This window comes from Oscillatoria sp. CS-180, from assembly GCF_028330965.1.
Lineage (GTDB): Bacteria > Cyanobacteriota > Cyanobacteriia > Phormidesmidales > Phormidesmidaceae > Halomicronema.
This window is the reverse complement of the sequence record NZ_JAQMUB010000072.1, coordinates 1-21,155: the sequence shown is the minus strand read 5'-3', so window position 1 is coordinate 21,155 and position 21,155 is coordinate 1. Positions and strand designations below refer to the sequence as shown.

The following is a 21,155-nucleotide window of genomic DNA, read 5'->3' as shown; positions in this document are numbered from 1 at the left end:
GATTCTTAAAGCTTTGGGAGTCATGTACTATCAGACAACTGATACACTATGGGACAATTATTGTCGTTGTCAGATAGCCTAAAACCTAGTTGCTCAGTCTCTTCTGGGAAGTCTATAGGTTTTGGTCTATGTTGACAGTCTGTTTTTGGGTGTCGTTTGTGCATCCCGAGCTTGTACTAGAGGACTCATGGTAGATTCCCTTAAAAAGCCTGAAATAAAAGAAATCCGTCCTGGTGTTAAGGCACCTGCAAAGGACACCATTCTGACTCCCCGTTTTTACACTACCGACTTTGACGAGATGGCTACGATGGACATCTCCGTCAATGAGGATGAGCTACAAGCCATCTTGCAAGAGTTCCGCGAGGACTATAATCGTCATCACTTTGTTAGAGACGCCGAATTTGAGCAGTCTTGGGAACATATTGACGGTGAAACTCGTCAGCTCTTCATCGAATTTCTGGAGCGCTCTTGTACCGCAGAATTTTCTGGCTTTCTACTCTACAAGGAACTGGGACGTCGTCTTAAAGATAAGAGTCCCGTTGTTGCAGAGTGTTTCAATTTAATGTCGCGAGACGAGGCTCGGCACGCTGGTTTCTTGAACAAGGCGATGTCCGACTTCAACTTACAGCTGGACTTAGGCTTTTTAACTAAAAGTAAGAAATACACCTTCTTTAAGCCCAAGTTCATCTTCTACGCGACTTATCTTTCTGAAAAGATTGGCTACTGGCGATACATCAAGATTTATCGTCATTTAGAGTCTCATCCCGAGAATCGCATCTACCCAATTTTCCGCTTTTTTGAGAACTGGTGTCAGGACGAAAATCGTCACGGTGATTTTTTCTCTGCTCTGATGAAATCCCAGCCCCAGTTCCTGAATGATTGGAAGGCTCGTTTGTGGTGCCGTTTCTTCTTGCTATCCGTATTTGCGACGATGTATCTGAACGATTTGCAGCGGAAAGATTTCTACGCTGCAATCGGATTAGATGCGCGCACCTATGACATCGACGTCATTCGGAATACTAATGAAACGGCAGCTCGTGTTTTCCCCGTTATTCTGAATGTTGACCATCCTGAGTTCTTTAAAGCGCTAGACACTGGTGCTGAGGCGAACGCCAAGATGGTTGCCGTCGGAAAATCTAATTTACCTAAGCCGCTCAAATTCCTCCGTCGTTTGCCTCATATTGCAAACATCGGATGGCAAATAGTTCGTCTCTACTTCATGAAACCGATTGACGCAGAGAAGATGCGTACTGTCGTTCGATAGGTCGAACACGGCTCAAAGTGCTCAAGCCCCAGCAATAGACTGGGGCTTTTTAATGTGAAATTTTTGATCTATGAAGGGATTTAGAACGATACAGAATGAATATAGGAAAGGCCATGAGGGGACAGAGTCGGCATTATTGAAAGACTAAATTGATATGAACCTAGGGTTGCAATGTAGAACTCCTGACGCAAAATTGCTTGGATGCCGGTGTTTCAGTAGAATCAATTCCTTGCACAGTATGAATTTTGACGTCCTCGACCATTTCACGCTAAACGGCTGTAGCTTCAAACCAGCTTTCAAGGCAAGAAGGGCGAGATGGGCTTTGAGAACAGTGGGAACACTGGCGATCGCTAGCCTATCTCTACCCGCGATCGCTAGCTATCCCCTTAGCCAACAAGACACAACTCTCTGCTCTGCCAGACTATCGCCTTTCACAAACTCTGACGTTGAGACGGACTGCGATCGCGCCGAGACATTGATCCACAAAACAAATCGTCTAGCGAGTAAACCCAGAGCGACTCCTGTGCCCTCAATCGACCTGCTGCTTGAATACGAGTCTGGTCAAACAGCCCTGCCCCCATCAGCACCATCGGTTCCTGTTGCCATGACACTGGCGCAGACCGTTGATGTCGATCCCGCCATTGTTGAAAGCAGTCCCGTATTACAGCGATGGCTAGAGGAAATTCCTGACATCGCGACCGACATTCAGCACGATCCAGCTTTTCGTACTCGACTACGGTTGGGATACGCTGAGTTCCCTTCCGATGGTGGAACTGGGGGACTCTATGTTGGCGTGCAAGATATTTTTGTCGGACAAACGCCGCTTACGCTGAGCGCTGAATATTCAATCAGCAATGACGGTGACCTTGAACTCGTTGGAGCAGACGCCCAATATTATTTGCTGCCGATGGGCTGGTATGGCAATGTTGCCCCTGTCGTAGGTTATCGCTCGGTGAACACGCCTAACTTCAATAGCGATGGCATCAATCTGGGGTTGAGAATCGTGCTTATTCCCTCTCGCACAGGAGCAGCCGATCTTTCAATTACTCAGAGTTGGGTGGCTCCAGGGACTGATGAGGAATTGGGACTAACAACATTCTCCGCAGGCTATGCGATCGCAGAAGACCTGCGAGTCGGAACTGATATTCAAACGCAAAACGCACGGGATTATCAGGAAAGCCGAGTCAGTCTCTTAGTGGAATGGATGCTTTAACGAGCTGCAAGGTCGGAGTTAGAGAATGTGCTATGGTGAGAATTAATGTTGGGCCACCATACCCTCGTTTTGTGGTGTCTGATATTATTGAAAACCTGAGTTGTAGGAATTAGTCAATTCTGCTGCTCAGATTCTCAATTCAACTGTTGTTTCAATTTCTGTCGTCGATTCTGAAAGTTCGGTATGACTCAAGTCGTTGTGGGTGAAAACGAAGGCATCGAATCTGCATTGAGACGTTTTAAGCGGCAGGTTTCGAAAGCAGGCATCTTCTCCGAAGTCAAACGCCGCCGTCACTTTGAAACACCTCAAGAAAAACGCAAACGCAAAGCCGTTGCGCGTCGCAAAAAGCGTTTTCGCTAATCTGGATGAAGGGATGACTCTGTACGAACAGCTTTATCAAACACAACGACAACGAGTCAGCGACGGGGCGATCGCCCCCATCCTTGGCGGCTGTGAATCGGCTTCTCGCCTGCTAGTGTTGGTTTGGTCACAATTAGGCGACTTCGACAGCCTGGAATATGCGTGGTGGTTGCAGCGAGATCGCGCCCAGCTTGAAGCGGCCAATATTACAGTTCGGGCAATTGGGATTGGCGATCGTGCATCGGGGCAGCAGTTCTCAAAGTTCACGGGCTTTCCTGCAGAGTCATTGTTTGTTGATCCCACAGCAACTTTGCATCGGGAACTGAACTTATACAACGGACTTTCTCTCAACTGGCCTGGCCTTAAACCTGGCCAGGAAGCATGGGTGAACTTGATGCTGATGTGCGCTGGAGTTGCTAGCCCTGGAACATTGCGAGAGGTACTGCGAGGCTATACGGGCGATCGCACGGCACCCCAACTCATCGCTGATAATGAAGTTGTAGACGACACCCCATTGCCAAATCTAAAAGGCTCATTCTTTGAAAAAGCGGGCGGCAAAGGCTTTCAGCGTCCGTTTGAACTCGCAACCCTGCGATTGCGAAATATGACTGAGGTGCTGACCAAATGGAAAACGTACGTTCCTGATGCCCGCTACATGACTCAGCGAGGTGGAACGTTTCTATTCGACGGTTCGAGGGAAGTCGTTTATGAGTATCGCGATCCAGGCATTCTGGGTTTTGCAGAGAATATGAGCTATCCGCTGTCATTTTTGTTTGATGATCAAGCAGAGGAACTCAATTCACCGACCGGCGGAATGGGTGATCAGCATGGAGCGTCCGTTTGAGTCTTCGTTTCGTTGGCAGGGATTGGGGCAAGCGTTGGGAACAGATCGATAGCCTAGCCTGTTCTTAATTCAACCTGCCCGTCCAAGCCGCTAATAGGAAGCTGTTAATAGGACTCAATTTTGAGATTGAGCATGTCCACCCAATCTTGAGGTCCATCAGCCAACATTAAGTCTCTCAGGCTCAAAGGTTGCTGAGGTTCGGCCAAGATACTGAAGCCGTTTGGATTGTCGATAAAGGTCATCGCCTCTTCAAAAGCAATCATTGCGGTCTGATTATCAGGAGAGACAAAGAACTGAGCTGTCTGTGTTAGTTCTGCTTGCAATTGCGCTTTGAACTGCTGAACATCTTGATTATTTTCTGCGGCTAGCGATTCAAGCAGTTTTTCGGTGAAGGAGTTGTCTTCGTAAACAACTTCGGCTCGGTGCAGAATTAACTGTTCACTGGCTCCCACATTAGGATCAAAGTTGCTCAGCTTAAACGCAACTTCTAAATCACCGACGTCCTCGGCGCTAACGCGAAATCGATCAAGGCTGACTTCTTGGCGATTTTCTTTGTATTCATATTTGGTGTCGATATTCACCGAAAGGGACTCTTGATAGCCTGCCCGTTCGAGAAACGCAATGATGCTGGGCGTTTCAATTTGGTCAAAGTCAACCTGAATCCCTTCTATAGAGGCATCTAACACAGTCGGAAAATCTGACTTGTCGTCCATTTCGCGAACGATAACTTTGTCAATCAGGACTGCTTCACCAGCTGTCGCCCCTACCGGTGAAACCTTGATATCTTTGACGAGGACATCAAACCCAATGGGGTTAACGCTGACATCGCTGTACTCGATCTTAACTTCGTCACTAACGCTTTCAATCGCTTTGTCGATTGTATCTTCAGCCATCTTGGCAGCATACACGCTAGCTCCTGTGTAGGCTCCAATGGCTAGTACACCGACACCAATTCCGATAACAGACAGCTTGTTCATGCGATAGATTTTTCTCCTCAGCGATCGCGTTTTAGCGAACCTTGACTCAGCCTTAGGTTACCCAAGCGGCATTTTGCCTAAGCTTTGCGTAACGTGTATTGAGAAATCCTCTAAGGCGTGGTTTCGGTTTTGTCTGTGGTTTACTTCACGCGATCGCCCCTAGTTTACGGACGATTCCATCAGAACTCGCTAGTGATACTGACTGCCTACGACTATTCAAAGGCAGACATCAGTACGATGAGCGATCGTCCACCTACAACAACAGCATCCCCCATAACCGCAGTGGGAGGGTCAACAAAACCCTCTTGAGTTTTAGTATCCAGAACAAGCTGCCAGTCCCGATTGGCCAAGAAGTTGGGGATGACAAAGGTTTCTGAGTGCCCTTGAGCATTGAAAAAGATGAGAAAGCTATCATCGATGACCCGTCGTCCTTTACGATCAGGACTCGAAATTTCTTCTCCGTTGAAAAACACGCCAATGGCCTTTGCTTCAGCCTCCTGCCAATCCTCATTACTGACGGTACTCCCATCCGTGTTGAACCAACTGATGTCATCAACGCCGGACCCATGGATCTCTCTTCCTCGGAACCAATCGCGTCTTTGAAAGACTGGATGGGCCTGACGCAAGGCAACCATGCGTCGCACAAAAATAAGGAAATCTTTCTGATGGGGTTCTAGTTGCCAGTCCAACCAAGCAAGTTCATTATCCTGACAGTAGGTATTATTGTTGCCCTTTTGGGTCCGTCCAAACTCGTCTCCCCCAAGCAGCATAGGAACCCCTTGAGAAAGCAATAGCGTTGCTATGAAGTTGCGCTGCTGTCGTGCCCGAATCTCCAGGACTACTGGGTCATTTGTCTGCCCTTCGGAGCCGCAGTTCCAAGAGCGGTTATAACTTTCTCCGTCTCGGTTTCCTTCACCATTGGCCTCATTGTGCTTCTCGTTGTAGCTCACCAAATCACGCAGGGTAAAGCCATCATGGCAAGTAATGAAATTAACGCTGGTATGAGGCCGCTTGCCATTCGACTCATAGAGGTCCGAGCTGCCCGTTAACCGAAAAGCAAATTCCCCTAATCGACAATGAGCCTCGCGCCAAAAATCGCGCATCGAGTCGCGGTACTTGCCATTCCACTCAGACCATAGCAGTGGAAAATTGCCAACCTGATAGCCACCCTCGCCGATATCCCAGGGTTCTGCAATCAGCTTAGTAGTAGACAGCACCGGGTCTTGATGGATAATGTCAAAAAACGCCGACAGGCTGTTGACTTCGTAGCGTTCCCGTCCTAATGCTGAGGCTAAGTCAAAGCGAAATCCATCGACGTGCATGTCTTCTACCCAATAGCGCAGGCTGTCCATGATGAGCTTTAGCACCTGGGGGTGACAGACATTTAAGGAATTGCCGCAGCCCGTAAAATCCATGTAGTAGCGTGGTAAGTCCTCGACTAGGCGATAATAGGCTTCATTGTCGATGCCCCGAAAAGCGACCGTTGGCCCAAAGTGATTGCCTTCTCCCGAATGGTTGTATACGACGTCAAGAATGACTTCGATGCCTTCACGATGTAGGGCTTTGACCATTTCCTTAAATTCGCGCACCTGCTCCCCGTGACTGCCTGCTGCACTGTAGCCTGAGTAGGGTGCAAAATAACCCAGCGAGTCGTAGCCCCAGTAATTTCGCAGACCAACACTCACCAGATGACCCGGTACAGCATTGAAGTGATGGACGGGCAGAAGCTCGATCGCGGTAATCCCCAATGATTTTAGATATGCGATCGCGGCAGGATGGCCTAGTCCGGCATAGGTGCCCTTGTCGTTTTCGGGAATCTCTGGATGAAGCTGAGTCAGACCTTTGACATGAGCCTCATAGATAATCGTTTTATGCCAGGGAGTCTTGGGATGACGATCGCCTTCCCAGTCAAATGTCGGATCAACAACAATACAGCTAGGTATTAAGGGCTTGCTGTCTAACTCAGAGAAATCTAAGTCACGATCTTCCTCCATAACCTCTTCAAGGGGATAGCCAAAAATAGCTGCCCCATGCTGCACGTCCCCTGCGATCGCTCGGGCATAGGGATCCAGTAGAAGCTTATTGGAATTGAAACGATGTCCTTCTTCGGGGTCGTAGTCTCCCACAACTCGGTAAGCATATTTTTGTCCGGGCTGAATGTCAGGCAGGTAACCATGCCAAACGCAATCGCTCAGCTCAGGGAGTTTGATTTGAGTCTCTTCTCCATCGTCACTAAAAAGACAGAGGTAAACCGCTGATGCATTTTCAGAAAAAATCGCAAAGTTAGTTCCCTCGCCGTCCCAAGTCGCCCCCAGGGGATGAGGGTCTCCGGGCCAGATTGTGTGAGTCATAGAGTATTTAGGCTCGCAATACTTAAACGCCTACGATTGTACTCGTTACTTTCCGAAATATCGTTTTCCAGACGACGCTGCCTAGTGACGGAGACACGTTTTGGAAGATGCCAAAGCCAAATGCATTGAAAACCGTCTCTATAAGGACCTATTAGAAGTGCAGGCCGAACGCTTCACCCCTTCTAGTGCTGATACTATGACGGAATTGTTGCTTGAGGAATGCGATCGCGGTGTTTAGATCATTCGAGTATGCTATCGATGCCCTGCCAACACTTTTGATTGGAGCCGTCACTACCCTACAGTTAACAGCAGTCTCCGTCATCTTCGGCTTAGTCGGCGGAACCCTCCTAGGATTAGCTCGCTTATCCACCTTCAAGCCACTACAAATTGCGAGCCGCATTTACATCGACTTTTTTCGAGGGACACCGCTGCTAGTGCAGATCTTTATGATTTACTTTGGTATCCCCGCTTTGGTTAGTGGTTTAGGCGCTAGCTTTTCCTTCAACCGTTTCTTTGCCGCTATTTTGGCGCTCAGCCTCAACTCCGCCGCCTACCTCGCTGAAATTGTGCGGGCGGGTATTCAATCCATTGAATTAGGACAGCGTGAAGCCTCCGAATGTTTAGGGCTAAGTCCGCTCCAGACTATGCGGTACATCATCTTTCCTCAAGCCTTTCGACGTATGATTCCGCCGCTGGGCAATGAGTTCATCACGCTGCTGAAGGATACGAGTCTTGTTGCGGTTATTGGCTATGAGGAACTATTTCGTCGAGGTCAGCTAATCGTTGCCAATAATTACCGCGCGTTCGAAATTTATATCACTGTAGCGCTGGTTTATCTGGTTCTTAACACGGTATCTTCCCAGGTTTTCATTTTGTTAGAGCGGTGGATGGATCCCTTGCATAAGTCCAAGCAGCGTAAAGCAGCTACCTTTGCTGATTCAATGGAATAGCTCATTGAAGCAAACTTCGTAGGCGAGGCATTCTCGGAATCCGGTTCAGGAGTGTTTTTAGAGGGGCCTATTATGTCTAAGGAAGGAATGAATTTTAAGTTCTCAGTTTTGAGTTTTGAATGATTGAGTCATCGGCGAATCCAAAGCTCAAAGTTGATACTTAAATAAGTTCCCGTTCCTAAGATAAGAATTCCGCTCTCCTACGACTCGATAGCGGAATTCACTGCGAACGCCTCTCGCACGCTGGGCATCCATAACGCACCGCATAGTGCCATCGAGATAATGGCGGACAGATATACGTTCCGTGTGATTTCTTGGCCTAGCGCGATCGCTAACCCATTGTTGGCAAGACAGAGTGCTTGAAACATTAGTGACCCTATCCAACCCCACCGCTTAAGATTCCACAGACCGCAGGTTACCACCGCGCCGAATAAACTAATTGCGAATCCCAATGCCACAAGCCCTTTCAAAGACGGCGAAAGTTCACTCAAGTCGTGGGAAAAAACTTGCACTGTGCCGGTTATCAGCAACAGCAAAAAAATACCTGACGCAACAGACGAAATGCTGATAATTGCCTGCAGAATAGCGATGAGAGTTATACCAAGCGATCGCTGCATGATGACTTCTTCCTGGGATGGACGATTGCTTCAAGCAACCGGGTATGCCGATTCAAGATTAGAGCATCTAAGTTCTCAAAGTTAGACTATAAAGTTAGACCATTTGAGACTTTAAAGGTAGGTTGGCGAGGCAGGTTAATTTCCCTTCGGAGTTTTTGGAACGTCTACAACAGGTGTGTTATGGCAGCTCAAGACCCACATGACAACAAGTTCCTTTCTCCCCGAAGTCGCTACTACGGCCATTTTTCACCCAAAAACCTTGCTTTCAATGCCAATCTGCAAGAGTTTGCTCTCAGGGTCAACACGGTTTGCAATTTAGAAACAGGTGGAAAGATTGGACCGAACGAAGCTTACCAAGAGATCAAAAAACTTTGGAACCAGCTAGCTGAAAGTCACGATGCTTTGGGAATAGAAGAGGACGAGGAGTGATTTATACCCTGTGCAGTTTGGTTAAGTCCATCTCAGGATCGTTAGGGGAGCAGGGCATAGGGAGTGGGGCGTGCTTGGTTTAAATGCATGTCGCTATAGCGCTTGCAACTGTCTCCAAGCTAAGCGGCAGGCTTCGGTACGCCACTTAGTTTCTGGCGTTTCAGGGTAAATCATCAGGCTGTTTCAGTCTGTCGAAGGAAGTGAATGCCGCTATAGAGATGGAAGGCGGGATCCCAATTGGTTTCTTTAATGCGGGCTAATTGAATTTGGTGATTGAGCGATGGTAACAGATCAAGAAACTCCATCGCGCTTTCTCCAAAGTGAGTGAAGTTCTTTTGAACAGGAGCCCTTACCTGAGTCTGAAGATAGTCGCTTAGGGCTTGCCACTGAGGACGAGTAGAAAGGGTGCGGTCTGGAATGGCCTCAGCATTGGGTAGGGGATTGCCGTGACGGAAGTCGTAAGTGCGATCGCACAAACGCAAAATGCATCGTCGCTGCTGGAACTGGAGATCGATGATTTCGGTATGGTCTTGAGTTTGTTCTTTCCGCTGAAGCTGTCGTCGAGCATTAGTATCAACCACCAATTCAAAGATGGGCAACTGGCCGAGAACAATCTGTGAAACTTCAGACCAATCGAACGTGATCGCCCCTAGCTGTCCCTCAGCATTCTTGCAAACAACTTCTGCACGCCCCTGAACCCGTCGAAAATACTCGACATTGAAAACCTGAATGGCTTTAACCTCGGCATGTTTGACCCAGAAAGCTGGGACTTGTGCCTCTACCAGTTCCTGACTGTAAACCTGTAAATCTCCAACAGGACCTGTGCGATAAAGACGCCAGCCTTTACTCGGCAACTGCAATCGAGCCGTATAAGCATCCATTCCCATCACTTTGGCCAGCCCCTGAGCGGCCACCTGGCGGTGCTCTCCCTGCACCGGTTCTAGGCATAGCAGTCCAGGATCCTGTCCATCGACCTGTGCCCGAGCGTTTTCAATGGCCTCTTCCCGTGCCTGGGTAATGTGCGATTGCACTCGCTGAATCCCCTGTCTCGCCTGAGACATCAATTTGGGACTGGGGGCTAAACGCAACAGCTTGAGATACGTTTTCTCTGACTGCTCCCATCGCCCTGTTGCTTCTTGGTATTTTCCAACCATCAGAAGAAATTTAGGGTCTTTGGCATCCTGCTGCTTCCACTGCTGTAGCAAAGTCGCTGCAGTTCGAAAGTCTTTCTTTTCCAAGGCAGTCGCGATCGCATCCTGCATCATGTCACGGTTTTCTTGGGGACAAGGTGGCTCTATTTTAGGCGAGGGTTTGAGGTGATGGAGCGACAGGGCAATGAAATAGCTCGAAACTCTTTATGCACAGGCTTTTTAGCGCTTCTATTCGCCCCTTGCCTTACTTTGCTATAGCAGCCTCAATTGTCTAGAAGTCTCATCATCAACTACGTCCAAGGGAGAAACATCGGCAACATCGTCTGGTTCAAAGGGCGTATCGGCTAACAGAGCCTGGGCAGCAGCGAGCATTTCGTCAGCCAGCTCAGTCAGATCTTCGCGATTGTTCAAGTAAGTTTGTAAGGCGTCGATGGGGGCAAGGGTATTTCCAGTGGCAAGTTCGGGCAGGCGCGATCGCGATTTCTGCGTCACGATTTGAGGATGAATCGTATACGTATGAGCGTCTGAGAGGGCATCGTAGAGGGCTGTGTTGTCCAAATTGTCTATTTGGTCAGGACGGACGCTGTACATCAAGCGGACAACAGCATCTTGAATGGGCTGTTGAGCGATCGCTCGACAGATGTCCATTTGGGGAGAGTCTGATCCGGTGAGATCGATAGTCACCGTCAGGAACGGTCGAACGGGAAGGGAGCAGAAGGTAATCTCTGTGCTCTTTTTCGCAATTTTGGCCCAAACGTAGCCCTTAGCTTCTTCTGCTTCGCTGAAATCAACGCGCTCAATGCTACCGGGATAGACCACTGGAGGAGATTCACACAGAACTTGGTGGCGATGAACATGCCCCAGAGCCACATAATCAAAGCAGGGGCGGGCTAGCATTGCCATCGGCACGGTGAACCCTCGGCCCACGGCCAAAAATTTCTCGGCGCCAAAGCTGGCCGTGTCGGTCATAAGATGGCCGAGCAGAATAGTTGGAATGTCAGGATTGAGACGACGAATCTCGCCTTCTAGCGCTACTCGCAGGCGATCCAAAAGCTGTTGACTCACCTCTGCCATTGAAAGCCCTTCTATCTCAGGGCGGGTGAGTAGAACCGAGGGCGTTAGCCAAGGCAAGGTAACAACTTGGACCGCGCCGTTCTGAGTCTCAATGTGATGCGTCTGTAGGCGATCGCCCACGACAACTCCCGGCACTCCCAGTGTCCGGTAAATGCTCAGGCTCGCCCCGCCTTGCCCTTGAGCATGTTGGTCATGATTGCCCACCAGTAAAACGGTTGGAATACCGGCATCGGCTAGCCGCCGAAACTGTCCGGCGAAAGCTTGCTGAACTAGCGGTGGCGGTGTGGCGTCAGGAAACGCATCCCCCCCAAAGAGAACTAAGTCAGCAGGTTCGGCGATCGCGCGATCAATACAGCGGCTCAGTGTTCCTACAAAGTCCTCTAGCCGTGTGTTCATTCCAGTCTCGGGATTGATGCGCCCATGAGAAAATCCGCTGCCCATATGAATGTCGGATAGATGCAGAACAGAAATCATCGCGCTGCCTCAAGAGTACAGATGCACTCTCCAGTTTACTCGCCTAGCGGTAATCGCCAATCGTAAACGGGCCTGACTTTTTACAGATTCCTCCTTCTTGTATTCCTCAATACTCCCTGCGGGCGATGAAAGTGGTCACAGAAATTCGATAGAACACAGGAGCAAAGGTCGCTAGTGGTGTGGAAAGGACAGAAATGCCCTCTAGGCGACTTTCATAGAGGGGCACGGATCGTTGGCGGACATTGAGTTCCATCTCATCAATCCGGGTCGCTTATTGTTGCATCAATCGAGGATAAACCTGTGAATATTTTGAGATCTATTCGGTCAGGGGTGATTGCCTTCTGCCTTGGCCTCCTTTTACTGACGACAGCCTGTACTAGTGCGCCTCAAGCAACTCGCCCCGCCTTACCGTCGACGTCTTCTTATAGTCAATTGGAGCGAGGGGATACGGCCTCCGGTGAGCAGTATGGCCAATGGGTAATTCGCACTGCGCGGGGGTTGATTGATGACGCTTATGTTCGCGACAACAGTAAGCTCGGCGTCGTCATTTCACCTGAGGTGAATCCTCGTGAAGTCAAGGATTTGGCGCGATCGCTCCTACAAGGATTTCACAACAAGTTTCCTAACCGTGATGTCAGCGTCTTGGTCTATGCCCCCGACAAGGAACTCCTTTTGACGGCTAACTACGACGATACATCTCGTCAAATCAGATACCAGTAGTTGGCGAGTAATTAGAACAGTAATTTTTGAAAACCAGGAGAACATAATGGCTAGCAATAGCGACTATAAACGTCAGGTCATGCGCGACTTGGCGAGTGGAAATGTTGAAAGCATGGACAGTCTGGATACTCAACCTGAGAAGGAGTATGCCAATTTTGACGACTTCGCCAGACGCTCTTCTCGGGAAGAGCGGCACCAAATGATTCGACGTGGCTTTCATCCGGACCGGATTCCCACGCAGCAGATGGAACCGGAATTACAGAAGGCGATTTCACAAATCAAGCCTAACGAGCGTGATGATGTTGCTCGCGAGTTCTTCAAGCACTTGAAAGAACGAGGCTTGAGCGATCGCGACCTGGAGCAGCGCCTGGGTCTCTCTAGTCACAATGCTCGGCGCATGAACGCCGATGATGTTTCCAAGCTGGCGTCCTTCACGTACCACAATCATCCTGATATCTTTCAGGAAGTGCTAGCGGACCAGCCGACGATCATCAAGTTCTTGAGCAATCCTTTGGTGGGTGCCGCAGTGGGTGCCGTAGCAGCTAAGTGGCTAGGCAAGCGCTAGAGCTTTGGTCATCTAGGTTATGCACTGTGAGTAGCATCCAAGTGCTCACCACGTAGCTAGATGGCTCACTGCCTTGTTCTAACGAAACCAGCGACAGCCATAAAAGGGTAAGGGCAGAGGGATTTATTCATCCCTCTGCCTTTGTCTGTATTGGTGTGAAACGGTTTAGTGGCACTGCACGCTGAGTTATTAATGCTCATTAAATGAGACGCTGATAGTCTTTATTTCCCTAGCCTGGCACCCGCTAAGCGATCGCTTAGCGGACACGACTATTTGCACCGGGACCAAGAAGAGAATCCGAGAGGAAACGACACTCAATTGGCTACTGAGTGTAACGAACACCACGATAAATGAGTTCGTCACTGGGTTTCCGAAGACTCTTCTTTATCGATTTATTTTCAGCTCCAGCACGACGACGCGACAGCCCCGCCTGGTCAGACTCTGTAGTTTGATCTTCCGCAGAAGATGCTCGGTAAGCAATACCTCGATATTTCAATTCCATCACTCAAGTTCTCCTAATATGAAGCAGGACCAGACTGTACCTGTCCTAAGACGATCAACAATTTCAACTGGGCGATTCAGAGGCGTATTTAGTGTTCCTCATCATGCTGTAAAGTTGATGCCTATCACGAAAAGTCAAAATATCTCCCAAAAGGAAGACTCCAGAACAAGAGACTTTGAAGATCGAAACGAAATTTCTGAGTGGGGAAAAACAACGGATAACGCTTAGGTCCTTCACTGATTCAGCTGTTCAGGCAATGCTTCACCGCCGAAAAACGCTAGCGACAGCCAAGACTGTCACGAGTCGTGACTCCAGTAACTGGATTCGTTCCAGAAGCGCGTTTACACATCTGAGAAATTTGGTAGCGATCAAGAATGGTGCCGGAGAAGTCTGCTCCCTCAATGACAGCCTCATTGAAGCTAGTACTGGTCATAATGGCGTCTACGACGATCGCATTCGTCAAATCAGCACCATCAAAAACCACCCGATCAGCAAAAGATTCCGTCAAATTCACTCTAGGCATATGGGCCTTATAGAAAGATCCCTTTGTCAGAATCGTTTGGCTTAGATCAGCCCCTTCAAAATCGGCTTCACGAGCATCCGCCGCCGCCAATGAGGCCCCTACCAAATCTTCTCCAACGAAGGAACGATGACTCAAGTTTGCGTAGGTATAATCTTCTGCCGCGATCGCAGCGTCAGGGCTGCTGCCTAATCCCAGCAATAAAACGACCGCACACAGTCCTGTCAAAAGAACCCGAATCCGCCCATACATACCCATAACCCTGAGTGACCATTCTTATCTTGCTCTCCTTTTACTTTACGCAAATCCTTCACAAATCACCAACGTCAGAGTCTGTTAGATGCAACGGCGAGCGTCTAGACATCATCAATACTCTGCGTATTGGGAGCGCTATTTTGGGAGAACCCGAGTGGCGCGATCTCATTTGAGCAACACAGCTTATGCTGGTAACTATTCAATTAGCGATAGTTGCTAACTTAAATAGCTAATGGATCTTCGTCCTTCACCCCACCATTCCAATGGCTACTAGCGATCTTTCACCTTCCTCTCAAGAGGGCACCTCCACTGAGCCATTGCCCCGCATCAATCTCTTTACGATGTTCCGCTTGGGCTTGTTTCAGATGGGGCTAGGACTCCTGTCTCTACTCACGTTAGGAATTTTGAATCAGGTCCTCATCTCAGAGTTGCGAATTCCCGCAATTCTGGCATCTGGAGCGATCGCCATGTACCAGTTCGTCGCACCCATTCGAGTTTGGGTGGGACAACTGTCCGACTCTAAGCCCATTCGGGGCTACCATCGCACAGGCTATGTGTGGTTGGGGTTGGGGCTGCAAACCATTTGTCTATTTATTGCCATTCAAGTGGTGTGGCAATTAGGTGCGAGTGCAGCAGAGGGCTGGACAACGATAACAACGGCTTGGATGGCATTGCTAGGGGCAATGTTTGCGCTATATGGGTTGTGCATCGCAACCAGCTCAACCCCCTTCGCCGCATTGCTAGTCGATGTATCAGATGAAGATAATCGATCTCAGCTCGTTGGCATTGTCTGGGCCATGCTAATGGTGGGCATTGTGGCGGGTGCGATCGTTGGTGAAGTCCTATTAGAGAACATTGATCCTAGTGAATTACAAAGCGCCATCACCCGCCTGTTTATTCTGTTTCCCCTAACTGTTGTCGCGCTGGGTATTCTGGCAACCGTCGGCATTGAGAAAAAATATTCTCGCTACAGATCTCGCTCCTCTCTAGCAGGACGAGAAGACCAAATCACATTAGGGCAAGCCATCTCTGTATTAACTGCTTCTAAGCAAACGGGGTTCTTCTTTGTCTTTCTGCTGGTAATGACCATTAGCCTTTTTCTCCAGCAGCCCGTATTAGAACCCTACGCCCGTGAAGTATTCGGTCTCAGCATTGGCGAGAGTGCCGGACTTAATCAGTATTGGGGATATGGCATCTTGGTCGGCATTGGACTGTCCGGTTTTCTAATTGTGCCGAGGTTGGGTAAACGTCGAACTGCCATGATTGGCTGTCTGTTCTCAGCCGTCTGTTTTGTCCTGGTGATTCTGTCTGGAGTCACAGCTAATCCCACCACCCTGAAAAGTGCTGTCATGTTGTTTGGCTTAGCATCTGGTATTTTGACCAATAGCGCCGTTAGTCTCATGTTGGATCTGACAGCAGCAGAAACAGCAGGAACCTTCATTGGTGCTTGGGGACTAGCACAAGCAATGGCTCAAGCAAGTGCAACAGTGCTAGGGGGCGCTCTGTTGGATATTGGTCGTCAGACCTTCGATCAGACCTTTCTGGCGTTTGCACTAGTGTTTGCGATTCAGGCAGTGGGAATGGTGGCGGCTTTTGGATTGTTGACAAGAATCAATGTGCAGCAGTTCAAAACTGAATCTGGCAAGGCGATCGCGACCTTAATGGAAATGGACTTGGATTAATCGATATGCAGGCTTTCTGGACTGAAATCGTCAACTTTGCTGAATCAATCACAACCACGGTAGGAGATTCCTTACTAGAAGCTTTTGGCAAAGTTCAGGCAGAGGAAAAATCAGACGGCAGCTTAGTTACAGAGTTCGATAAATGGGCAGACGAACGCCTGAGAACTGCTATCCACGAGGCATTTCCTGACCATGGCGTGCTGAGCGAAGAAACCGTCCACGAGTTTCCTGATAAAGAATGGTGCTGGGTCATTGATCCCATCGATGGGACCACCAACTTCACTCAAGGCATTCCCATTTGGGCAGTCTCCTTAGGTCTGCTCTACCAAGGCACCCCTGTTTTTGGGCATATCTACGTCCCCCCTTTAGGACATCACTTTCAAGGATATTGGTCTAACAATACGGACCTAAACGTGACAAATGGTGCATTTCTAAACGGTCAATCTATTCGAGTCCGCTTGAATAATCCAGGTAAAAATGAGTTCTTCAGCTTGTGTTCCCGCAGCAATAATGTCCTGAAACAGCCCTTTCCCTGCAAAGTGCGAATGCTAGGGGCAGCCACCTATAACCTCCTGATTGTGGCAGCAGGTTATGCCGTGGGAGCCGTCGAGGCCACGCCCAAGGTTTGGGACATTGCAGGCATTTGGCCAATTCTTCATGCAGCGGGCGCCATCTGGACCCCTCTAGACAATCAGCCCCCCTTTCCGCTCGAAATAGGCAAAAATTACCGCGATCATCCCTTTCCCACCCTCATCACCAACCGGGCCGACATTGTTGAAAAGTTTCGTTCATTAGTCGGAGTTGTCGTATCCCCCTAAGCTCTGTTCGAGCCCAATGAATAATCCGTAATCAAGTGAACTGAATATGGAGAACATCACCTCTAAATAACAGAGACGATATTTTTTACAAACAGTCCTTTCATTCTCCTTGCCAAAATTCCTTCCGCGAGGTCCAGGACGGCGGTTCGTCCTGGTCGAGGGGGTTTGGGGGCAAACGAAATGCCCCCAAGCAGCCTTTTCAACTCCCCACCAGCAAATTCGCCTTACGCCCCCCACCTCTCTACAACACGTTTTCATGATGCTCGATCGCGCGTTTTGGGATTGCTAGGGCTGAGTGCCTCTACAAACCAAAGCTATGACGAAATCGCTAGGAATCGTGCTTTGCATTGCCTATTCAATGGGCTTATTGCTCAGTCGTGCAGCTGGATTCCTAATAGTTTGGGGACTATCACTGCCCTGGTCGGGAATCATTGGATGCCTGCTCATTCCTCTATCCATTGTGATCGCTCCATCCCATTTCACACAGGGACTGAAAGCCAAACAAGGACTCTGGATTGGCAGCATCTTCTTATTAGCCACGCTGTACATAACCTTGAGATCCCCTACTCCAGGGCCACAAGACATCAGCCATTTTATAGACCGAGCACAAGCGATCGCTCCAACCCAAATTATTACCGGAAAGCTGATTGATGAACCCCGCCTCAATCGAGATTTGAAAGGACGATTCAGAATTGCCACCAAGCAGCTACAAATTCTCGACGACCATGGCGAAATCACTTTTCAAATTCCAGTCAAAGGCCGGCTGTATGTAACTGCGCCCCTCTTGCAGGTGACTGGCTTACACTCAGGACAATGGATCAAAGCCAAAGGCCGGCTATACCTGCCGCAGTCGGCCAAGAACCCCAACGGTTTTGACTTCAAAGCTTACCTGACCCAAAAAGAGACATTTACCGGTTTTGTTACGGAGAAACTAGTCTTTCAGCCAAAGCATCACTGGGGGCTATGGCAAATTCGTCAGCGCATCGTGCGATCGCAAGTGAGAGCGTTGGGCAGTCCTCAAGGACAGCTTGTTAGCGCTATGTCCCTGGGACGTAAAGCCGTCGATTTACCCCAAGACATTCAAGACCTGTTTTCAAAAGTCGGGCTAGCCCACACGATCGCAGCCTCTGGTTTTCACGTTTCCCTAATGTTAGGAACAGTACTGGCATTGTTGCGATCGCGTCCTGACAGAACACAAGTAATCGCAGGAGGTCTTAGTCTTGTAGGATATCTCGCTCTTACTGGGTTACAAGCCAGCGTTATCCGAGCAGCTCTCATGGGAGTTGCAACGTTAGCAGGGCTAGCAACACATCGAAAAGTCATTCCCTCCGGAGCATTACTGATTGCGGTGACGCTGATGCTCCTTTTCGACCCTAACTGGGTCTGGCAAGTCGGCTTTCAGCTCAGCGTTGTTGCGACTTGGGGGCTGATTGTAACAGTCCCTGTTTTGACAAAGCACCTCGACTGGATGCCAATAACCCTAGCCTCTCTGATTGCGGTTCCGATTGCAGCCACTGTCTGGACATTGCCCCTCATGCTGTATTACTTCAATGTCCTTTCGGGGTCGAGCCTGATTTTGAACATCATTGCCACCCCGTTGATCTCAATCATTAGCTTAGGAGGAATTGCTAGCAGTGCTGTATCCCTAGTTTTTCCTGCTATTGGCAGCACAGTCGCCCAATTGCTTTACTATCCGCTACAGGCCCTGCTGTGGCTAGCACAAACGTTCAGTAAGTTACCAGGCAGCGCGATCGCAATCGGACAGATTACGCTTTGGCAGTTGGTTGGGCTCTACAGCATTCTGCTATTTGGCCTTTGGGGCGTCCGAAGTCGTGCAGTTCATCTGCTGTTAGCCCTGAGCTTTATCACACTGATTTTAGGCCCCATCGGTTGGCGATCGCTCACCCAGTACCAAGTGACGGTACTAGCGACTGGCAAAGCTCCCGTTTGGGTTATGCAGGATCAGGGTCAAACCACGTTGGTCAACAGTGGTGACGAAAAGACAGCCTTCTATACAGTCAATCCTTTTTTGAAACAGGCTGGTATTAACCAAATCGAAAACGCGATCGCTCTGCCGTTTCAGCAAGACAATCAGTCAGGCTGGCAGTCCCTCCTACGACAAACACCGGCAAAGCATCTTTACAGCAATGACGACAGCTCTTTACTATCAGAACTTGTTCAAACGTTCCACCCCTTAACGCTAGGCCAGAATACTTCGCTTCAAAAACTTCAGGTACAACTATTAGACAACGAGAATCCGATCCTACGGTTGACAACGCTTCAACAAAGCTGGTTGCTACTGCCAAGTTTGAGCCTTGGTCTACAGAATTATCTAGCAGAGTCCAGAGCGATTCCATCCAGTGAGGTACTGCTGTGGAACGGAGACGATATTAGCAATCCGTTCCTGAAAAGAGTACAGCCTCAGGTAGCCATCTGCTACGGGCACACCTTATCAGAAGCCATGGAACGTCACCTTCAGCAGCAGGGCATTCAGGTCTATTGGACTGAACGAGATGGAGCCATAACCTGGCAACCCCACCATGGTTTCCACAGCTATCTCAAAACAAACCATCGAAATGCTTCACTTTGGGGTTAATTGATCGATCCCTAAGAGGTTAAAATACACACACCTGGAGAGGTGGCAGAGTGGTCGAATGCGGTAGACTCGAAATCTATTGATGGGTCAAACCATCCGAGGGTTCGAATCCCTCCCTCTCCGTTGGCTTTCAGCCGTTTCAGCATTTCTTACTGAGATAGCTCAGCCTCAATAAAATCAGTTCTAGATAGCAAAAATGTTGGTTTTTGTGCAGAAAGTTTAGCTCAAAACTAGCTCGGGTTTTGGGTGGATGGGAAAAATAGACAAGGCTGAAGAGACCAAAACTGGCCAGCGCGACGTTTGGCCGTTACTCGATAAGTGGCGACCGCGCTTCAATCTAGCCAATATGCAATACCCCAATATCAGAGTTGAGGGAAGAGATAATTAAGGCGTTGGTGAAAGGATTTCGGCTAATTTAAGAAGCCAGAGAACTCGACGTATTCCTCACAAACCCATATGCTCTACGCTATGCATGGGCAATTAGATCAGCGGTTATAGGAGTGCCCAATAGCATCGCTGCTCGAAGGATGGGACATAGTGTGGCCGTTCATGCCGAAACCTATCATGCAGCTATTAGTCAGATGCAGCATGAGGCCATCTGAAAGTGTGCTAACCGTGATTACTGATATGTCTTTCGACAATGGTTTCGAGTCGGTCAATGGCTGCTGTGAGAGATCGCACTTCATTAGACAAACCTTCGACACTTCCCTCAATGCGGTCTAATCGGTCCTCGACTTCCAGAAGCTTGCTTTCTCGCCCTGTAAGCCGTCGTTCATGAGACTGACTGAGATTCACTAGCGTTTCCAAAGCAGCTTCAACACGGGATAATCGCTCACCGTGGTTAGATAAAATACGCTGACTTTGAAAAATGAACTCGTCAAGTCGTTGACCAGTCTGAGCCATCTGGCGATTGGTTGCATCAAGCCGTTGGCTAGTTTGAGCCATCTGATGGTTGGTTTCATCAAGCCGTTGGCTAGTTTGAGCCATCTGATGGTTGGTTCCGCCTAGCTGCTGATTAGTTTGGGCCATCTGGCGATTCGTCTCATCAAGCCGCTGATGGGTCGTTTCACTGTTGACAATCAGTCTGTCGATATCAAGCCTTTGATCTGCAACTGCGATCGCGTTTCTTTCCGCAATCGCAGTTGCGTTTTCAGCATAACGGGCAGCACTACCTAGAAGGATACGTACATCCTCTAAGTCAGTTTCTACCTGTCCTACACGGTTTTCTAAGGTCATCGCTTTGAAAGTTGTGATTTTAGTTTAAGGCATCTCGATGTATGGGCGTTACTCTGGTGGTTGGAATATGACAGTATCAAATTCAACCGGACTAACTTGCCAGTTTGAGCTGTTTTTACGATAGTGGACACCCCACAGCAGGTCGTAATCACTTTTGCCGTTTTTGGCCCCCATCAGTGGCGTGACAAGGAGGGCAACAGATCGATTCCAGAACCCTTGGGAGATGACCCGATAAGAGTACATCATCCCTTAATACACAGGTCTATAACATCACCGATTAAGCCTTGGTCGGCTAGTACCGCTACGCGGAATTCAAAATGCAAAATTCAAAAACTAAGGCGGATAAGCTTCTCGGTGTTTTGAATGGTGAAATTATTACTGCCATAGTGCCTTAAGCAGTGAGATAGCCTCTCCACACGGGAGCACGTCATCCACTGGGGGATGAAAAACAATCAAGTTGATGGTTGAGATAAAGGGATCTCAATTTGAGCATTTGTGGCAAAGACGCTTCATTCCATTGAGCCCCCGTCACCTGCAATCTGGCATCGATTTGTTTG

General features: G+C 48.9%; 22 protein-coding genes, 1 tRNA gene and 1 pseudogene. 13 read left to right on the top strand and 11 right to left on the bottom strand.

The features are described from left to right. The first annotated feature begins 187 nt into the window (after window positions 1-187). From acsF to PN498_RS17600, 4 genes are all read left to right on the top strand, one after another. Entirely contained in the window at window positions 188-1,264 is a 1,077-nt protein-coding gene (acsF, locus tag PN498_RS17615) for a magnesium-protoporphyrin IX monomethyl ester (oxidative) cyclase (protein WP_272064378.1), read from the top strand. A gap of 238 nt (window positions 1,265-1,502) precedes the next feature. Further along, window positions 1,503-2,477, top strand: a complete 975-nt coding sequence (locus tag PN498_RS17610; RefSeq protein ID WP_272064376.1) for a hypothetical protein — start codon at window positions 1,503-1,505, stop codon at window positions 2,475-2,477. 183 nt (window positions 2,478-2,660) lie between these two features. Further along, window positions 2,661-2,837, top strand: a complete 177-nt coding sequence (gene rpsU, locus PN498_RS17605; protein ID WP_272064374.1) for a 30S ribosomal protein S21 — start codon at window positions 2,661-2,663, stop codon at window positions 2,835-2,837. 13 nt (window positions 2,838-2,850) lie between these two features. Then, window positions 2,851-3,681 carry a peroxiredoxin-like family protein gene (locus tag PN498_RS17600; protein WP_272064372.1) on the top strand — a complete coding sequence of 277 codons (831 nt, stop codon included), beginning with the start codon at window positions 2,851-2,853 and terminating at the stop codon, window positions 3,679-3,681. A 104-nt stretch (window positions 3,682-3,785) separates the two neighbouring features. Here the strand turns inward: PN498_RS17600 and PN498_RS17595 are convergent, their stop codons facing one another. Further along, entirely contained in the window at window positions 3,786-4,658 is an 873-nt protein-coding gene (locus PN498_RS17595) for a hypothetical protein (protein ID WP_272064370.1), read from the bottom strand. A 212-nt stretch (window positions 4,659-4,870) separates the two neighbouring features. Further along, window positions 4,871-7,009 carry a glycogen debranching protein GlgX gene (gene glgX, locus PN498_RS17590; RefSeq protein ID WP_272064368.1) on the bottom strand — a complete coding sequence of 713 codons (2,139 nt, stop codon included), beginning with the start codon at window positions 7,007-7,009 and terminating at the stop codon, window positions 4,871-4,873. A 100-nt stretch (window positions 7,010-7,109) separates the two neighbouring features. Here glgX and PN498_RS17585 point away from each other — a divergent pair, with 100 nt between their 5' ends. Together PN498_RS17585 and PN498_RS17580 are read left to right on the top strand one after the other, a co-directional pair. Next, on the top strand, window positions 7,110-7,247 hold the full coding sequence (locus PN498_RS17585) for a hypothetical protein (protein WP_272064367.1): 138 nt from the start codon (window positions 7,110-7,112) through the stop codon (window positions 7,245-7,247). Further along, complete coding sequence (locus PN498_RS17580; RefSeq protein ID WP_272064366.1) at window positions 7,240-7,959, top strand: amino acid ABC transporter permease; 720 nt, start codon at window positions 7,240-7,242, stop codon at window positions 7,957-7,959. The genes PN498_RS17585 and PN498_RS17580 overlap by 8 nt, the downstream gene beginning before the upstream one ends. A 200-nt stretch (window positions 7,960-8,159) precedes the next feature. Here PN498_RS17580 and PN498_RS17575 read toward each other — a convergent pair whose 3' ends face one another. Further along, window positions 8,160-8,576, bottom strand: coding sequence for a hypothetical protein (locus PN498_RS17575; RefSeq protein ID WP_272064365.1), 417 nt, complete (start codon window positions 8,574-8,576; stop codon window positions 8,160-8,162). 180 nt (window positions 8,577-8,756) lie between these two features. Between PN498_RS17575 and PN498_RS17570 the strand changes: the two genes are divergently transcribed. Further along, window positions 8,757-9,005 carry a DUF7219 family protein gene (locus PN498_RS17570; RefSeq protein WP_272064364.1) on the top strand — a complete coding sequence of 83 codons (249 nt, stop codon included), beginning with the start codon at window positions 8,757-8,759 and terminating at the stop codon, window positions 9,003-9,005. Between the two features lie 173 nt (window positions 9,006-9,178). On the opposite strand, the gene PN498_RS17565 is transcribed toward PN498_RS17570, so the two are convergent. The 3 genes from PN498_RS17565 to PN498_RS17555 all read right to left on the bottom strand — a co-directional run bounded on the left by PN498_RS17565 (window position 9,179) and on the right by PN498_RS17555 (window position 11,957). After that, window positions 9,179-10,270 carry a tetratricopeptide repeat protein gene (locus PN498_RS17565; RefSeq protein ID WP_272064362.1) on the bottom strand — a complete coding sequence of 364 codons (1,092 nt, stop codon included), beginning with the start codon at window positions 10,268-10,270 and terminating at the stop codon, window positions 9,179-9,181. A gap of 138 nt (window positions 10,271-10,408) precedes the next feature. Beyond that, complete coding sequence (sbcD, locus tag PN498_RS17560; protein WP_272064361.1) at window positions 10,409-11,704, bottom strand: exonuclease subunit SbcD; 1,296 nt, start codon at window positions 11,702-11,704, stop codon at window positions 10,409-10,411. A 106-nt stretch (window positions 11,705-11,810) separates the two neighbouring features. Further along, window positions 11,811-11,957: a hypothetical protein gene (locus tag PN498_RS17555; RefSeq protein ID WP_272064360.1), complete on the bottom strand. Its 147-nt coding sequence runs from the start codon at window positions 11,955-11,957 to the stop codon at window positions 11,811-11,813. Window positions 11,958-12,004: 47 nt separating this feature from the next. Between PN498_RS17555 and PN498_RS17550 the strand changes: the two genes are divergently transcribed. Further along, window positions 12,005-12,424, top strand: a complete 420-nt coding sequence (locus PN498_RS17550; RefSeq protein ID WP_272064358.1) for a hypothetical protein — start codon at window positions 12,005-12,007, stop codon at window positions 12,422-12,424. Window positions 12,425-12,470: 46 nt separating this feature from the next. Further along, on the top strand, window positions 12,471-12,989 hold the full coding sequence (locus PN498_RS17545; RefSeq protein ID WP_272064357.1) for a hypothetical protein: 519 nt from the start codon (window positions 12,471-12,473) through the stop codon (window positions 12,987-12,989). Between the two features lie 322 nt (window positions 12,990-13,311). On the opposite strand, the gene PN498_RS17540 is transcribed toward PN498_RS17545, so the two are convergent. Both PN498_RS17540 and PN498_RS17535 read right to left on the bottom strand, forming a co-directional pair. Continuing rightward, complete coding sequence (locus PN498_RS17540) at window positions 13,312-13,491, bottom strand: DUF4278 domain-containing protein (protein ID WP_272064393.1); 180 nt, start codon at window positions 13,489-13,491, stop codon at window positions 13,312-13,314. 277 nt (window positions 13,492-13,768) lie between these two features. After that, complete coding sequence (locus PN498_RS17535) at window positions 13,769-14,263, bottom strand: pentapeptide repeat-containing protein (protein WP_272064355.1); 495 nt, start codon at window positions 14,261-14,263, stop codon at window positions 13,769-13,771. A 266-nt stretch (window positions 14,264-14,529) separates the two neighbouring features. On the opposite strand from PN498_RS17535, the gene PN498_RS17530 reads away from it, so the two are divergent. The 4 genes from PN498_RS17530 (at window position 14,530) to PN498_RS17515 (ending at window position 19,485) form a co-directional block, all read left to right on the top strand. After that, a complete protein-coding gene (locus PN498_RS17530; protein ID WP_272064353.1) occupies window positions 14,530-15,948 on the top strand; it encodes a BCD family MFS transporter in 1,419 nt (472 codons plus the stop codon). 5 nt (window positions 15,949-15,953) lie between these two features. Beyond that, on the top strand, window positions 15,954-16,766 hold the full coding sequence (locus PN498_RS17525) for an inositol monophosphatase family protein (protein ID WP_272064351.1): 813 nt from the start codon (window positions 15,954-15,956) through the stop codon (window positions 16,764-16,766). A gap of 316 nt (window positions 16,767-17,082) precedes the next feature. Beyond that, window positions 17,083-19,362 carry a ComEC/Rec2 family competence protein gene (locus PN498_RS17520; protein WP_272064350.1) on the top strand — a complete coding sequence of 760 codons (2,280 nt, stop codon included), beginning with the start codon at window positions 17,083-17,085 and terminating at the stop codon, window positions 19,360-19,362. A 36-nt stretch (window positions 19,363-19,398) separates the two neighbouring features. Then, window positions 19,399-19,485: transfer RNA gene (locus PN498_RS17515), tRNA-Ser, on the top strand. 486 nt (window positions 19,486-19,971) lie between these two features. Here the strand turns inward: PN498_RS17515 and PN498_RS17510 are convergent. From PN498_RS17510 to PN498_RS17500, 3 genes and pseudogenes are all read right to left on the bottom strand, one after another. Further along, on the bottom strand, window positions 19,972-20,598 hold the full coding sequence (locus tag PN498_RS17510; RefSeq protein WP_272064348.1) for a hypothetical protein: 627 nt from the start codon (window positions 20,596-20,598) through the stop codon (window positions 19,972-19,974). Between the two features lie 48 nt (window positions 20,599-20,646). Continuing rightward, a complete protein-coding gene (locus PN498_RS17505; RefSeq protein WP_272064347.1) occupies window positions 20,647-20,844 on the bottom strand; it encodes a hypothetical protein in 198 nt (65 codons plus the stop codon). Between the two features lie 181 nt (window positions 20,845-21,025). After that, window positions 21,026-21,155: pseudogene (locus PN498_RS17500) on the bottom strand (ISKra4-like element ISLesp1 family transposase); the annotation flags it as partial.

Excerpts from the sequence above, each read along its gene's own strand:
- acsF (WP_272064378.1), top strand. The coding sequence starts at position 188 with ATGGTAGATTCCCTTAAAAAGCCTGAAATAAAAGAAATCCGTCCTGGT.
- PN498_RS17610 (WP_272064376.1), top strand. The coding sequence starts at position 1,503 with ATGAATTTTGACGTCCTCGACCATTTCACGCTAAACGGCTGTAGCTTC.
- rpsU (WP_272064374.1), top strand. The coding sequence starts at position 2,661 with ATGACTCAAGTCGTTGTGGGTGAAAACGAAGGCATCGAATCTGCATTG.
- PN498_RS17600 (WP_272064372.1), top strand. The coding sequence starts at position 2,851 with ATGACTCTGTACGAACAGCTTTATCAAACACAACGACAACGAGTCAGC.
- PN498_RS17595 (WP_272064370.1), bottom strand. The coding sequence starts at position 4,658 with ATGAACAAGCTGTCTGTTATCGGAATTGGTGTCGGTGTACTAGCCATT.
- glgX (WP_272064368.1), bottom strand. The coding sequence starts at position 7,009 with ATGACTCACACAATCTGGCCCGGAGACCCTCATCCCCTGGGGGCGACT.
- PN498_RS17575 (WP_272064365.1), bottom strand. The coding sequence starts at position 8,576 with ATGCAGCGATCGCTTGGTATAACTCTCATCGCTATTCTGCAGGCAATT.
- PN498_RS17570 (WP_272064364.1), top strand. The coding sequence starts at position 8,757 with ATGGCAGCTCAAGACCCACATGACAACAAGTTCCTTTCTCCCCGAAGT.
- PN498_RS17565 (WP_272064362.1), bottom strand. The coding sequence starts at position 10,270 with ATGATGCAGGATGCGATCGCGACTGCCTTGGAAAAGAAAGACTTTCGA.
- sbcD (WP_272064361.1), bottom strand. The coding sequence starts at position 11,704 with ATGATTTCTGTTCTGCATCTATCCGACATTCATATGGGCAGCGGATTT.
- PN498_RS17555 (WP_272064360.1), bottom strand. The coding sequence starts at position 11,957 with ATGGAACTCAATGTCCGCCAACGATCCGTGCCCCTCTATGAAAGTCGC.
- PN498_RS17545 (WP_272064357.1), top strand. The coding sequence starts at position 12,471 with ATGGCTAGCAATAGCGACTATAAACGTCAGGTCATGCGCGACTTGGCG.
- PN498_RS17540 (WP_272064393.1), bottom strand. The coding sequence starts at position 13,491 with ATGGAATTGAAATATCGAGGTATTGCTTACCGAGCATCTTCTGCGGAA.
- PN498_RS17535 (WP_272064355.1), bottom strand. The coding sequence starts at position 14,263 with ATGTATGGGCGGATTCGGGTTCTTTTGACAGGACTGTGTGCGGTCGTT.
- PN498_RS17530 (WP_272064353.1), top strand. The coding sequence starts at position 14,530 with ATGGCTACTAGCGATCTTTCACCTTCCTCTCAAGAGGGCACCTCCACT.
- PN498_RS17525 (WP_272064351.1), top strand. The coding sequence starts at position 15,954 with ATGCAGGCTTTCTGGACTGAAATCGTCAACTTTGCTGAATCAATCACA.
- PN498_RS17520 (WP_272064350.1), top strand. The coding sequence starts at position 17,083 with ATGACGAAATCGCTAGGAATCGTGCTTTGCATTGCCTATTCAATGGGC.
- PN498_RS17510 (WP_272064348.1), bottom strand. The coding sequence starts at position 20,598 with ATGACCTTAGAAAACCGTGTAGGACAGGTAGAAACTGACTTAGAGGAT.
- PN498_RS17505 (WP_272064347.1), bottom strand. The coding sequence starts at position 20,844 with ATGATGTACTCTTATCGGGTCATCTCCCAAGGGTTCTGGAATCGATCT.